At 52.0% G+C, this 13,973-nt stretch carries 9 protein-coding genes and 1 pseudogene; 2 read left to right on the top strand and 8 right to left on the bottom strand.

The window, feature by feature from the left end; genetic code table 11:
* Positions 1-36: 36 nt before the first annotated feature.
* The 3 genes from FYJ45_RS02150 to FYJ45_RS02140 form a co-directional block, all read right to left on the bottom strand.
* Positions 37-1,845: an exo-alpha-sialidase gene (locus tag FYJ45_RS02150; protein ID WP_154463237.1), complete on the bottom strand. Its 1,809-nt coding sequence runs from the start codon at positions 1,843-1,845 to the stop codon at positions 37-39.
* Positions 1,846-1,959: 114 nt separating this feature from the next.
* Positions 1,960-3,411, bottom strand: a complete 1,452-nt coding sequence (locus FYJ45_RS02145; protein ID WP_154463235.1) for an FAD-dependent oxidoreductase — start codon at positions 3,409-3,411, stop codon at positions 1,960-1,962.
* 80 nt (positions 3,412-3,491) lie between these two features.
* Entirely contained in the window at positions 3,492-4,718 is a 1,227-nt protein-coding gene (locus FYJ45_RS02140) for an MFS transporter (RefSeq protein ID WP_154463234.1), read from the bottom strand.
* Between the two features lie 393 nt (positions 4,719-5,111).
* Between FYJ45_RS02140 and FYJ45_RS02135 the strand changes: the two genes are divergently transcribed.
* Complete coding sequence (locus tag FYJ45_RS02135; protein ID WP_154463232.1) at positions 5,112-6,023, top strand: AraC family transcriptional regulator; 912 nt, start codon at positions 5,112-5,114, stop codon at positions 6,021-6,023.
* A gap of 49 nt (positions 6,024-6,072) precedes the next feature.
* Here FYJ45_RS02135 and FYJ45_RS02130 read toward each other — a convergent pair whose 3' ends face one another.
* Entirely contained in the window at positions 6,073-7,074 is a 1,002-nt protein-coding gene (locus FYJ45_RS02130) for an aromatic acid exporter family protein (RefSeq protein WP_235930508.1), read from the bottom strand.
* A 204-nt stretch (positions 7,075-7,278) separates the two neighbouring features.
* Here FYJ45_RS02130 and FYJ45_RS32515 point away from each other — a divergent pair.
* Positions 7,279-7,863, top strand: a pseudogene (locus FYJ45_RS32515) (DUF362 domain-containing protein); the annotation flags it as partial.
* Positions 7,864-8,073: 210 nt separating this feature from the next.
* On the opposite strand, the gene FYJ45_RS02120 reads toward FYJ45_RS32515, so the two are convergent.
* The 4 genes from FYJ45_RS02120 to FYJ45_RS02105 all read right to left on the bottom strand — a co-directional run bounded on the left by FYJ45_RS02120 (position 8,074) and on the right by FYJ45_RS02105 (position 13,736).
* Entirely contained in the window at positions 8,074-9,969 is a 1,896-nt protein-coding gene (locus FYJ45_RS02120; protein ID WP_154463229.1) for a hypothetical protein, read from the bottom strand.
* Positions 9,970-10,047: 78 nt separating this feature from the next.
* Complete coding sequence (locus tag FYJ45_RS02115; RefSeq protein WP_021636960.1) at positions 10,048-10,962, bottom strand: carbohydrate ABC transporter permease; 915 nt, start codon at positions 10,960-10,962, stop codon at positions 10,048-10,050.
* 20 nt (positions 10,963-10,982) lie between these two features.
* Complete coding sequence (locus FYJ45_RS02110) at positions 10,983-11,930, bottom strand: ABC transporter permease (RefSeq protein ID WP_021636959.1); 948 nt, start codon at positions 11,928-11,930, stop codon at positions 10,983-10,985.
* Between the two features lie 75 nt (positions 11,931-12,005).
* Positions 12,006-13,736 carry an extracellular solute-binding protein gene (locus FYJ45_RS02105; protein ID WP_195841612.1) on the bottom strand — a complete coding sequence of 577 codons (1,731 nt, stop codon included), beginning with the start codon at positions 13,734-13,736 and terminating at the stop codon, positions 12,006-12,008.
* Positions 13,737-13,973 lie beyond the last annotated feature (237 nt).

Below are 13,973 nucleotides of genomic sequence, written 5' to 3'. Positions count from 1 at the left end.
TAAAAACCATTATAAAACAATCCGGCAGATTTGTCCTCATTTTTCCAGCAGCCAGTCCAGATTAAACTGTGTATAGCACAGGCAGTTGTTGGGCAGCGCTTCATACAGCAGGCCGATGCTGCCGTTTTCCTGGACGCACATGCAGGAATAGGAAAAAATATTGGTGAAAATGGGATCCTCCGCTGTTTTCCAGGTTCCCTCCAGCCTTATTTTTTTATGGGCCTTCCAGGTGATTTGACAGTCCTCTCCCACTTCTCCCAGCGATATGGTTCCGTCCGTTCTTCTGATATCCTCTCTGTTGTTTTCCCCCGAGGGGTAGGAACAGAGCACATACTGTCTGCCCTTCTGCATTCCCTCCGGATACCTCCAGGGAAAATTTTCTTCCGTTCCCTCATCCACGGGAAGGGCAATCAGGGATTTCTGGCAGGACTGCACGAAAAGCCGCGTTGCCTTTCCTTCCACCCAGTGTTCACCGCCGTCCCGGCTGTAGGAAACCGGGGTATACCCCGGACGGCGGGGCCTGCCGAAGCTCAGTATTGTTCCATCGGAAAGCTCTGCCGCCTGCACTTCATCGCAGTTGTACATATTTTTCTCACTGCGGCGCCAGGTAATTCCGTTGTCATCGCTGTATATTACGGAAGCGCTGTTTTCGCTTTTGCAGCTTTGGTACACCGGAATCAGGATTCTATTGTTTTTCCGGGGATCCTTTTGCCTGGAAAGCCTGATCCCCGCCCCAGGGCCTGTCCCCAGGAAAACACCCTCCCCATCCCTCTTTACCATTGGCGTCAGATCCACGGGCTGCTCCCAGTGCTCTCCGCCGTCCCGGCTGATTGTCATCCACAAATGCATGGCAGCGGCCGCCACAAGGGGGGCGGGATCCGTTTCCAGCACTCTGTAGCCGGAGGGGGCCTGCTCCCCCGGGCCGGCCATGCGTTTCCTGACAAATTCCGGCGTCCCCTGGGGAAATGAGGGCTTATTCCAGCTTAAATACACATTACCCACGTATATATCCTCTCCCTCTCCCGGTTTTTCCGGGATCAGCGGAGGCTCCCTGTCCAGATAATCCGCTTCTCCCACCGCATAATATAAATCCCCCAGCGTCTGGAAGCCGTGGGACGCAGAATGCTTCTGCGGCATGTAATATCGGGTTCTGCGGCCCTCGGGATCATAAACCCAGCCCTGCTCCCTGACGGTATAGCAGTTCCCCTTCTGTGCCTCCGGCCGGTCACCCACGCGGGTATCGCCGTCAAAGAGCATGAGACGGCTTTTCCCATCGATTTCCATAAAGGCATTTTCCTCCAGCCACTCCCTTTTCCAGAAGCCCATGCTTTCGGGGAACATATCCATAACCGCTATTACGGTCCCGTCCTCCGCCTGCACCATGCAGGGATCGATGACAAAAGGCGAATGCCAGTCATAAAAATCCTGCGGCGCATGATGGGCCTGCAGCGTGATTACCCGCTGAAGCTTTCCAAAGCTCCGTCCGCTGTCCAGGCTCCTTCTCACACCGAAGCCAAGCCAGCCCCAGTCCGCCCCTTCGTTTCCCACATCCGCGGCGGCGATGATCACCTCTCCCTCCGGTGCCTGGACGCTGATCAGGGAAGGGATCCGGCATCCCTTCAGATCTCCCAGCTCCTCCTCCCTTCCCGCCAGCTCCGGGATTTTCAGCCTGCTGCCGTCCGTACTCACGAACAGCGGTTTATTTTTACTTTTCCACGGTTTTCCCATCTGTGTTCTCCTTTCCCTTTTCCACCAGTCTGCCATGGGAACGGCCGCATAGCAATGGCAGGGCTTCATTCTGTTTTTACTTTCATAAAGATTTACATAACCGTACACTGATTTCATGGCTGGCTGTTAAAAAAATCAAATACTCATGGCATGTCTGCCTGGCCCGTTGCCCATGAAATAAAAAACGCCCTTCCGAATCAACGGAACAGGCGTTTTCCTTCATTATGCACTTTATTCCCACCGCAAGCCGATATTCTCCTGGGCGGGGCCGTCCAGCACCTTACCTTCATAATCAAACCGGGAGCCGTGGCAGGGGCAGTCCCAGCTTTTTTCGTCCGGGTTCCAGGTCAGCTCGCAGCCCAGGTGGGGGCAGCGGGCTGACACCAGGTGCAGTGTGCCCGATTCATCCCGGTATGCGCCGATTTTTCCGTTGCCGTATTCCACCAGATGGCCCTCGCCCGGCCTGAGATCCTCCAGATGCTCGCCGCCCGTCGCATTACGTTTCCCCACATAGCCCTTTATGGTACAGCCTGCCTGCTTCGCCAGGCTTTCCGCCGCATCCCAGCCGAACCTGGAGGGCGTGAACACCTCCTTTGCGGGATTTTCCTTTCCGGTAATCAGATCGGTCAGCAGCCGCGCCGCCACCATGGAATGGCTCATGCCCCATTTGCCGAAGCCCGTGGCCACGTACCAGCCGGGCGCTGCCGGGGAGAAACGGCCAATATAGGGGACCGCGTCCAGTGTCATGCAGTCCTGGGCCGACCAGGCCGCCTCCTCTTTGCAGTCCGGCCAGTAGCTGCGGGCGCTGTTTCGCAGGCGTTCGTATCTGCCTCCCTCATTCGCCCCCGTACGGTGATTGCAGCCGCCGAGGATCACCAGATCCTTATCCTCCAGGCGAAGGCCGCGGAAGGAGTAATCTCCCTCGTCCATGCCGTAATACATGCCTTCCATATGACCTGCGCCGGACAGAGCAAGGCAGTAGCTTCTGTCCTGATGCATCCTGGCAAAATAATAGCCGGGCCGGTTAATAAAAGGGAAATGTCCGGCAAAAACAATATGTTCCGCCGTCACATCGCCGCCTGCCGTGGTAATCACTTTCCCTTCCACACGCTTCACCTCCGTGTTTTCATAAACCGTCAGTTCGCCTGCGATGTTAAAAAGAAATTCCAGCGGGGAAAAGCAGGCCTGCCCTTCCATTTTTGCCGCGCCCGCCACCGGGAACGGCAGCTGGGTATCCGTTACAAAGGTAACCGGAAGTCCCAGTTCGTCACAGGCGCGCACCTCATTTTCCACAACATCCCGTTTACAGCGGGTATACAGGTACGCCGGGCAGTCCAGCCACCGGCACTGTATGTTCCGGCTTTGCACCAGGCTGCGGTAATCCTCTACCGCCCTGCTGTTTGCCCGGGCATAAAGCGCCGCCTTTTCCTTTCCCTGGCTGTGGATCAGGCCGTCATAAATCAGACCGTGCTGTGCCGTGATTTTGGCGGTGGTGCTTCCTGTCTGCCCCTCGCCCACATGCCCTGCCTCCAGCACGATTGTTTTCACCCCTGCTTCCTGCAGGAAAAAGGCGGTCAGGATGCCTGCCATCCCGCCGCCTATCACCGCCGCTTCCGTTTGAATATGACCGGAAAGCGCCAGCCTTTCCGGGTTATGAGTTATTTTTCTCCAGATAGAATCCATGCCGCACACCTCTTATCCGCCAGCTTCGGGCAGTTCTGCTATGTTCCTGTTATGCATAGTGTGGGCAGCGCCGATGAATTCTATACGGCTTCTTTTCTTTTTTCAGTGACCCTTCTGCACAGCTGCAGGCCCAGCAGCAGCACAATGGGAAATACGATGGCCGCAAACAGGCCCGCCGTGAGCCTGCCGTCAAAGGCATCGGAAACCATTCCCACCAGAGTCGGCCCGGAGGAACAGCCCAGATCGCCTGCCAGGGCAAAAAAGGCGAACATGGCGGTGCCGCCTCTGGGACATTTTTCCGCCGCCAGGCTGAAGGTGCCCGGCCACATGATGCCTACCGAAAGGCCGCAGAGCCCGCAGCCTGCCAGGGAAAGCAGCGGAATGGGGGACAGGGAAGACAAAAGATAACTGGCCACGCACAGCAGGCTGCTTGCCGTCATGAAGGCGATGAGATTGATTTTCTCACTGAATTTTGCATAAAAGGCGCGGGAGGTTCCCATCAGGATGGCGAACATGCACGGGCCCGCCATATCCCCTATTGTTTTGGATACCTTCAGGCCTGTTTCCGCAAAGGCGGAAGCCCACTGGCTCATTGCCTGCTCCGATGCCCCTGCGCACACCATGGTAATGGCAAAAATCCAGAACAGCTTGCCGGAAAGCAGCTCCTTTACGGACATTCCCTGTCCGTCCTCATTCAGGGAACGCACCGGCACAAGGCAGAAATATACCGCATTCAGCAGCGGCACCAACGCCCAGATAAAGCTAAGGATTCTCCAGTTATGTATACCGGCCAGCGCGAAAAACAGCGTGGAAATCAGGATTACCGCCACATGGCCCCAGCAGTAGAAGGAATGCAGCAGGCTCATTGCCGCCGATTTCTGGTCAAAGGGGCAGGCCTCCACGATAGGGCTGATCAGTACCTCTATCAGGCCGCCGCCGATGGCGTAAAAGAAAATGGATATCAGCATGCCCACGTAAGGGTCCGGCAGCAGATCCGGCAGGATTCCTAAGCCCGCCAGGCCCGCAGCCGCCAGCACATGGGCGGCTACGACGGATACCTTATAGCCTATTTTGTCCACAAAGCGCGCGGACAGGAAGTCCACCACCAGCTGGATGCCGAAATTAATGGTGACCAGCAGTGTTATTTTTTCCAGGGAAATCCCGTAGGACGCGATAAAGGTGGTAAAAAGCAGCGGTACAAAGTTGTTGACGATAGCCTGGGTGATATAGCCCAGATAGCTTGCATACAGGGTGTGGCGGTAGCTTTTCAGCACGGAGCCGCCGCGGGTGGCAACATTGGTTTCCATAATATTTTCGTCTCCTCAAAAACAGTCTTTTCTGTTGTGATTCCCGGGCTTATGGGAGCCGGGTTTTTGCATGTCAGGGACAGGGCAAATTGCTGTGCAGTTTTGTCTGCGTAGGGTTTTGCGGGCTGGAAATTGCCTGCGGCGATTTTCCCCGGCAAAGCTTTTTCAACAGCATTTTTCTTTGCTTGCATCAGGCCTGACAATTTAGTATTATAAAGTCACATTCCGAATAAAAATAGTGATTTTTTGTCATTATTTATGATATTTATTGAATTATCCGGTCATTTTATGTATTTTCCCTTTGCAGCGGGGCAATTCCTGTTTTTCCATATGCCCGGGCACATAAATATATCCTGTAATCTTCTGCAGCGGTAATAAAATGGAGGTGTTTTCATGCAGCTGGCCCATATCGAAATCGGCTCCGATTTACAGGAGCTGACAAAGCACGGTTCCAAAGCCTTCCCCTTCCAGGCCTATCTGGATGATATGTCGTTATATTATGCAGGCAGCATTCCCTGGCACTGGCACCGGGAGTTTGAACTGTCCGCGGTGGTTTCCGGGCAGGTTTCCTTAATGACTGCTTCGGAGTCCCATATCCTGCGGGAGGGGGATGGTATTTTCATTAATTCTGATATACTGCACAGCGCCTCTTCTGCCGCAGACGGCCGTTGTGTCATGTATAATTTTGTGTTTGCCCCGGAGCTTATCCAATCCTCCCCGGACAGCCTGATTATGGAAAAATACCTGTATCCCCTGATGAATAACAAAAGCTTTTCCAGCTATATTTTTCACAGGGAAGAGGCCTGGGAGGCGGAGTGTATCCGCACCATGCTTTCTATGTATGAAGCATCCCTGCAAAAGGACTTCGGCTATGAGCTGAAGATTCAAAGTCATATTGGCAGCCTTTTTACCGCATTTGCGTCCCATCTGCCCGCCGCATTCGCCCCGGCACAGAATGCGGGACGTGAGGAAGAGCTGCTGAAGGATATGCTGCATTACGTTGAGCTGCATTTACAGGAGCCGATAACCCTGAAGGAGCTGGCCTCCTCCTTTCATGTCAGCGAAAGCACCTGCAGCCGACTGTTCCGCCGTCATTTATCCATTTCCCCCTTCGGGTACATACTTACCTGCCGGATTGAAAAAAGCCTGCCGCTGCTTTCCGATACCAGGCAGACCATTACGGAAATCGCCTATGCCTGCGGCTTCCATGATACCAGCTATTACTGCCGGACCTTTAAGCGGATGAAGGGCATTACCCCTCTGCAGTTCAGGCGGCTGTCCGTTAGCAGCAGCTCTGATGGCTGAGCTGACGCGGCCGTTGGCAATGGCTTCGATAGCCGAACGGCCGCGGCCGTTACCTTGCAGAGCGCTGTTCCCAGTAAATACTGCGCAGCCGTTCATCCATTGTTTCCACAAACGTTCTTTTATACAGAAGAAAGTCCTCCAAATCCATAAGAACATGGTATAGGGCCGCCCTGTTTTCAAATTCCTCCCTCGTCCCGGGAAGCGGCTCCGCCTTCATCTGTTCCATCACCCCATGGAGGCGGGCAAGCTGTGCCTTGGGATCGTTAGGTTCATGGATATATGAGGCGCAGTATTCCATAAAAGAGGCCACCGCTGCAGCCTGTCCCGGCAGTGAACTCAGCTTGATAAGCTCTCCGTGCAGGTTACGGAGCACAAGGCACTGTTTTGTCCGCATCTCAAAATAGCGCAGATAATAGCCGGCATGGGGCCGGAGGATATTATAACGGTATTCATACGCCTGTTCCCGGAATCCCTCCAGCCTGCTTTCCAGAAGCTCCAAATCCTCCCATGCCCTGTCCTGCCGTCCGCTTCCCGACAGGTACGCCGCCAGCTCCTCCAATATCTTCTTTAATTCACCCTCCGTCAGCCGCACATGCGCCAGCAGCTTTTTTCTGCGTCCGGCATTGTTCTGGAACAGGTTCAGCAGTATTGCGAAAAAAATACCGATTATCACCAGCGCAAGTTCATTCCTGATAAAAGCCGGGCTGAAGTCCCCCGTTTCCAAAAAATGGGTGCCAATGACCGCATTGACGGAAATCACAGCCCCCCAGTCCATCAGGGTAAAAATAACGGAAATAAGAAACACGTACATACCATAGGCCAGCCAGTCCCCGGGCATATGCCGGAACAAAAGCCGGCAGAGAAACACGGACAGAACAAATGACAGGAGCCGGTAACAGGAGAGCTTGAGTGTCTCCCACCGGGTAGTCAAAAGGGTCAGCAGGGTAATCGTCCCTGCCGAGGCTGCGAAATCCAGCTGCAGCTGCCGGGCGATATACATGGAAATGCAGCTTCCCGCTGCTATTTTCAGGGCGGGGATTGTGGTGTGCATAATTTTTTTACTGCCGTTTCTTTTATTTTTACTGCTATTCCTTCGCTTATTTTCATTAATCATTCTGCTTCAGGGCCTTTCTGAGCGAATCAAATCCTAATACTATGGTAAGCAGTTTCGGAGATTTCATGTAAATATCTTTCTAGCATACTTTTTATTACTGTTTCTGTTTCAGCATAAAAATCTTGACTTAGAGTTGACTCAATGGGGTATGCTTTTTATCAGCCTGATAAAATTTACACAAAGAAAGAAGGATGCAGCATGGAAAAAGCAAAGGTTTATTTTACAAAAGAACTTACCCCCGAAGCAATGGAGCGTATGTACCGGGTTCTGGGAAGCAGGCTTTCCGGGGAAACGGCAGTCAAAGTACATTCCGGAGAGATGGGGAACCAGAATTTTATCCGTCCGGATTTTATGAAGAAGGTAATAGAAGCCGTAAACGGCACCGTTGTGGAATGCAATACAGCCTATGAAGGAAAGCGGAATACCACAAAGGAGCATTGGGAAACCATGAAGGCACATGGCTGGACGGAGCATTTCCGGGTGGATATCATGGATGAGGACGGGGAACTGGAGCTGCCTGTGGAGGGCGGGAAACAGATTTCCGTCAATTATGTGGGAAAGAATCTTCAAAATTATGATTCCATCCTGGTGCTTTCCCATTTTAAAGGGCACCCCATGGGCGGCTTCGGCGGCGCCCTGAAGAATATCTCCATCGGAATCGCCTCTTCTCACGGCAAAGCACATATCCACGGCGCAGGCCATCCGGAGGCCATGTGGACCGCAGATCATGATTCCTTCCTGGAAGCCATGGCCGACGCTGCCAAGTCAATCGTGGCTCAATTACATTCAGGTCATGCTTATAACTTTCCCTGTAAGGTTTCTGTAAAACATTTTATACTGAATACACACAAAAGAACCGGCAAACACACCATAATAGTGTATTTGCCGGTTCTTCTGTTCTCATCTATTATACGCTTTCAGGCAACGGCCAGCATCTCACCCACGCTCCAGACACAGAAAACTCAGCCCCGGAACCACAATGGCATTCCCGTCAGGCCCGGCCGTGCACCGCCTTATGCAGCTTTCAGCCTCCGTCTCATGGGCCATACGCCCTTCTCCCTGCAGCCCGTCCTTCAAAAACCAGCGTCCTTCCGGCAGGGCCGTCTGCACCGCCGCGCCGGAGTGGTTTACTATATAGAGCTGCTCCTTACCGCTTACCGTTTTCACAGCCAGGGCAAACAGATTTTCCGCTCCCGTCTCTGTCCCGGCCGCTGTGCAGGGCTCAAAGACACGGGCAAACATGGCAAAAATTTGGCCCATGCAGGACAAATAACAGGTTTCCTTCGTTGCCTCAATGATATTCTGCCCCCAGGTATTGCACATGTTATTGAAATTAGCCAGCGCAAACTCTCCGCCGTAGCTGATGTAATCCAACAGCCTGTGCGCGCCGTTTAAGGCATAGTTCCAGCTGATCTGCTGCACGCCAAAAATATTGGCATAATCATTGGTCACTTCCCCATGCCACCTGAAATCCTGCGGCATGGCAGGGTTCTCAAAAGGCTCCGGGCTATGGCAGGAGGGCAGCCATTCCGTGTTGACCAGCTTCAGATCCGTACCGTTTTTCCGGTTATATTTCCTGATAACGGGAAGGATTTTGTGGACAAAATCCGGATCGCCCTGCCTGTAAATCACATACTGGATATCCTTTCCCGCAATCTCCAGCATATCCGGCAGAAGCTCCGGGGAATAGGTATAAGCTGCCATCATCAGCTCGATATCAGGATCCGCCAGCCGCATTTCCCTTGCGAATTTCACGCACTCTTCGGCATACTGGCAGGCCGTCCATTTTCTTCCCGGCTCATTGTCCATTTCAAACAGCCTGACCCCGTAAGGCTCCTTATGCCCGTTTTGCATACGAAGGCGCCCCATTCCCACATCCTCCGGCGCATTCAAATATTCCACCATCTGCCTGGCCTTGAAGGGCTCCGAGGTCATCATATTAAAACAAAGCTGCGGTTCAAAGCCCACCAGCTGGGACAGCTGCAGGAATTCGTCCAGCCCCACATCGTTTTCCTCCAGGCCGCCCCAGTAAAAGCTGGGCTGCGGCTCCCTTCTGTCCCGGTCGCCGATGGAGCTTTCCCAGTTGTAGAAGCTGACAAAACAGCCTCCGGGAAAACGCACCACGCTGGGGGCCGCCTCCTTCAGCTTTTCCACCACGTCAGCGCGCCAGCCGCCCAGATTATCGGCAGGCATCAGCGAGGCAAAGGAGAGCACCAGCGTGCCCGGGAAGGAAAAGGTCAGACAGATTTGTGCATTTCCCCCGCAGGCTTCCTCCCATTCCCAGGTAAACAGGCGGGGAACCGTGGTCAGGGCAAAGCTGGTCTCCTGCGAGCCTATTTTCACGTTCAGAAGCTCCGCCTTTTCGCTGTGGATGGTATCCCCGAAGCCGTTCAGCCCGGCCTCGCTCATATCTCCCCTGACGCCTGCAAAAATCCGGAACTGATACCGTTTTCCCTTCTGCAGATGGAGCCCCTTCTGCAAAAGCCCGCATTCGCTCCCATCCGTATTCTTAAGAAGCAGCGATGTCATTCCCTTATAGGTATGGGTTCCGCAGGTATGTTCCTGCTCCGGCGCACCGATCACCTCCCAGTCATTTTCCTCATAGCCGCTGTGCCAGAAGGGCGCATTGCTGTTATAATGCTCCTTATCCAGCCCCAGCCACTCCCAGGTGGCGATTTTAATGGCCGGCACATCCCGGAAGGCACGGTTGTAAAGCATTTCACTCCACATCCCGTTCACCTGCCTGCCGAACCCGGATTCAATAAAATTCCCGAAAATCCGCCGGCCCGCCGGTTCCTTTGTCCATTCCTTTTCCACAATAATTTCCGCCATATCCCTTTTCCTCCCGATTCTGGCAACATTTCAGGCAGCTGCTCTTTTTATTCTGCCACAGGTACATGCAAATGGCAATCAGCCCTTCACTGACCCAACCATAACACCTTTTTCAAAAAACTTCTGTGCGAACGGATACATAATGATCAGCGGCAGTGCGGAAAGCACCATGCAGGCCAGCTCGATGGTCTTGTAGTTCGCAGCGGAGTTGGATACCGTTGTCAGCACGGAGGCTGCCCCTGCACTCATCGTCTCACCCAGCTGCGCAGCGGAAGCGCTGGCCTTTGTGATGGAGAGCATGTAGTAGGACAACGTCTGGATTTCTGCGGATTTCGTATAGTACAGCGTCTGGGTGTAATCGTTCCAGGTGGCAACCGCCGTGAAAATCCCCAGCGCACTGATTACCGGCTTGGAAAGCGGGATTACCAGTTTAAAGAAAATCGTATACTCGCTGGCGCCGTCGATTTTGGCGGATTCGAACAGGGATTCCGGAATCGACTTGAAGTTGGTATTGAAAATGATTACATTATAAAACCCGCCGAACAGCGCCGGAAGGATATATACCCAGTAGGTATTGTAAATATGCATGGCGTTAAACAGGATAAAATACGCGATAACGCCGCCGTTTAAGTACATGCTGACAAAACCGATTACGGTATAGAATTTTTTCCCCACCAGATTGTCCCTGGAAAAACCATAGGCAAACATGGAGGTAAAAAGCGTCTGTATCACCGTAACGATAATGGTTCTGGTAAAGGTAATCCCGAAGGCCCTGAAAATCTCAGGGTTTTTCAGCACCGACTGCCAGCTTTCCAGGGAAAACTCGCCGGGCAGCAGCATGGCATAGCCGTTTTTGGCGATATCCTGCGCACTGTTTAAGGAATTTATCAGGGAATACCACACCGGATAAACCGTGATTATCATAATAAGTATCATCACTGCGGTAAGGAGTACAGAAAAACGTTTCTCCTTCCTTGACTTGATTTTATTCATAGGAACCCTCCGTTTTCCGATCAGAACAGCCCGTTGTCCGTCAGTTTATTGGATACAAAGTTGGCGGTGGTCAAAAGGATAATTGCCAGGATGGATTTGAAAATATTTACAGCCGCCGCCATACCGAACTGCAGCTGCTGCAGGCCGACTTTATAAATATAGGTGTCAATCACTTCACTCTTTTCCAGGTTAAAGGAATTCTGCAGCACGTAAAGCTGGTCGAAGTTATTGTTCATGATACCGGCCACGGCAAAAATCACCATGATCACAATGGTTCCCTTGATACAGGGAAGAGTCACATAACGCATTTTCTGCACTCTGCTTGCCCCGTCCAGATCGGCCGCTTCATAAAGCTCCTGATCCACGCCGGAAATGGCCGCCGTGTACAGAATAGTGCTCCACCCTAATTCCTTAACCAGATTGGAAAGGATGGCAATCGCCCAGAAATATTTCGAATCCGCCATAAAAACGATAGGCTGCTCAATCACGCCCAGCTTCAGCAGGATCTGGTTGAAAAGCCCGCCGTCCCCGCTCAGCAGCGTTATAACAATGCCGCCGAATACTACCCAGGAAATAAAATGCGGCATATAGGTCACCGTCTGGACAAAGCTTTTGAATTTGGGGCGGGCTATTTCATTGATGAACAGGGCGAACAGAATCGCCATCACAATATTCACCAGGTTTCCGATCAGGTTAATGCCCAGCGTATTCACCAGCATGCGTTTGAAGTCAAAATTGCCGAATATCACCTTAAAATTCTGGAAGCCATACCAGGGGCTGGTGAATACGCCTTTAATGCCCTCTATGACACTGTAGTTTTTAAAAGCCAGCAGCAGGCCGAAAAGCGGCACAATGGAAAACAGCAGCATCAATACGGTTCCGGGGAGCATAAGCGTATGCAGCTGAAGCTGTGTGGCCCTGTCATAGCCCAGCCGGAATCCCGTAGTTTTTTTCTTTTTACTCTTCATATAGAACCTCCGTCTTCCTCAGGCAAACATAAGGCTGCCGCGTTTTGCGGGCCAGCCTTATGCTGCCGCCGGGGATTATTTGTAAAGTCCGGCGTTTATATCTTCGATTTTGTTGCCCTTCTTCTCACAGTACTCCTGGTATACTTTGTTGTATTCCTCGTCAATCGCTGTGATTTCATACTGATCCAGGGTGTCGAGCATGTTCTGGTATTCCTTTTCAAAGGCCTCGTCGGAGGCAGCCGTCACGATTTTTGCCTTCTGGGATTCCAGATAGGTCTTGATCTGGGAAAGCTTGATTCCCAGGTCGCTGGAAGGCTCGATAACCGTGCTGTTTTTGAAGCCCAGCAGGGAATCATCATAAATGTATGTATCCTTGTAATTGCCAAATGCAGGCATCAGCGCTACTTCCACGCCTCTGTTGCTTGTGGGATCCGGAACAGGCTCCGTATTTCTTTCAAAAGAGGTGTTGGCAAACGGCCACATCAGTACATTGTTGTCATACTCTTCCGCCAGCTTCTTCTTACCTTCTTCCGTTTTTGTTACAATGCCTTTTTCGTCAATCGTATAGTCCGTTCCTTCAATACCATAATAATTAAGGAGCAGTCCTTCCTGGCTGGAAGCCCAGCTTAACAATTTTGCAATTTTTTCAGGATTCTTGCAGTCTTTGGAAACAAGGGTCTGAATCCAGCCGGTGCCTGCGGACTGGTTAACGGGCATGGCCGGTCTGGCGCCGTTGGAGGCAAGGATCGGTCCGAAGGATACCCAGGGCATATTTGTTTTGTCCTGCTGTGCCTGGTTGCCGATCCAGCAGAATACTCTCTTTGCATCCAGATAGGTCTTCAGGGCGGTTTCATCAATTGTAAGGGTATTCACATCCAGGTAGTTTTTCTGTACCAGGGTATTCAGGAATTTCAGGCCGTTTTTATATCCCGGGCTGAGTTCCATATGTCTGTAATTGCCGTTTTCATCCACCGGCACTGCACCGAAGTTCCAGGAAACAATGCCGTCCAGGCTGGAGTTAATCCAGAGGTTGCACTGCAGCACTACCGGCAGGACGCTCTGTCCGTCCACCTGATAGCCGGAATTTTTCACTTTTTCACAGGCAGCATAGAAGCCTTCCTCCGTCTGTACGTCCTCCTGGGTAATTCCCAGCGCATCCATGATTTCCTTATTGAACATGATACAGCTGTTGCTGCCCTTTTCCACTACGTCAATCCATACCTGATCATCGGGAGGGAATACCTTCCTGTTATCCTTGGATTCCATATGGCTGGGATAAGAATACCAGCCGCCGTAGGTATCTGTCAGAGCCTGCTTGATATCCTCCGGGAAGTCCTTGAGCAAATGAGATTCCGGATCATAGGTTTCCAGGAAGGTTTTCATATCCCATACCTTGTCCGCTGCCACAAGCTGCTTATAAATGTCCGCATCCGTAATGGACATCATATCCGGAAGCTCTCCTGAGGCGATCATCAGGCCCAGCTTTGTGGTTACATCCGTAGGCGGCTGCTCTATTTTCAGGGTAAGCCCGAAATTTTCTTCTATGTATTCAGTCGCCGGTGATTCCTTGGTGGACCAGTTCGCTGTCGCAGGTCCCCATCCGGATACATCAGAAAACCAGTAAAGCTCGCCTGTTCCCTCACTGGAAGCAGAAGCATCTGCCGGGGCATTCTCCCCTGAAGCCTCACTCTGGGCCGCCTGTGTCCCTGCCGTCCCTGTTTCAGCCGAACCGCACGCTCCCAGGCTCAAAACCATAGTTCCGGCCAGTGCCAACGCGCACATTTTCTGCAGTACATGTCTTCTCATAACCATTCCTCTTTCCTTCTTTATTAACAGTCCAGGAAACCGGACTGTTACCTTTTTCATAATTCCATTTATCTGTACAATGCATTGTAACCTGATGGACTTTATTGTAATTTTTTCCCTCCATCTTTTGTATGGAGATTATTTTACTATTTTTGTCAAATATTTAGATTCTCCTATACAAAACGAATAAAGGCCACGGATTTTTCCCCGCAGCCTCACAATTACTCTTATAAATTT

Origin of the sequence: Eisenbergiella porci, assembly GCF_009696275.1 — a bacterium.
In the GTDB taxonomy this organism is placed as follows: Bacteria; Bacillota; Clostridia; order Lachnospirales; family Lachnospiraceae; genus Eisenbergiella; species Eisenbergiella porci.
This window is presented reverse-complemented; position numbering and strand designations above follow the sequence as displayed.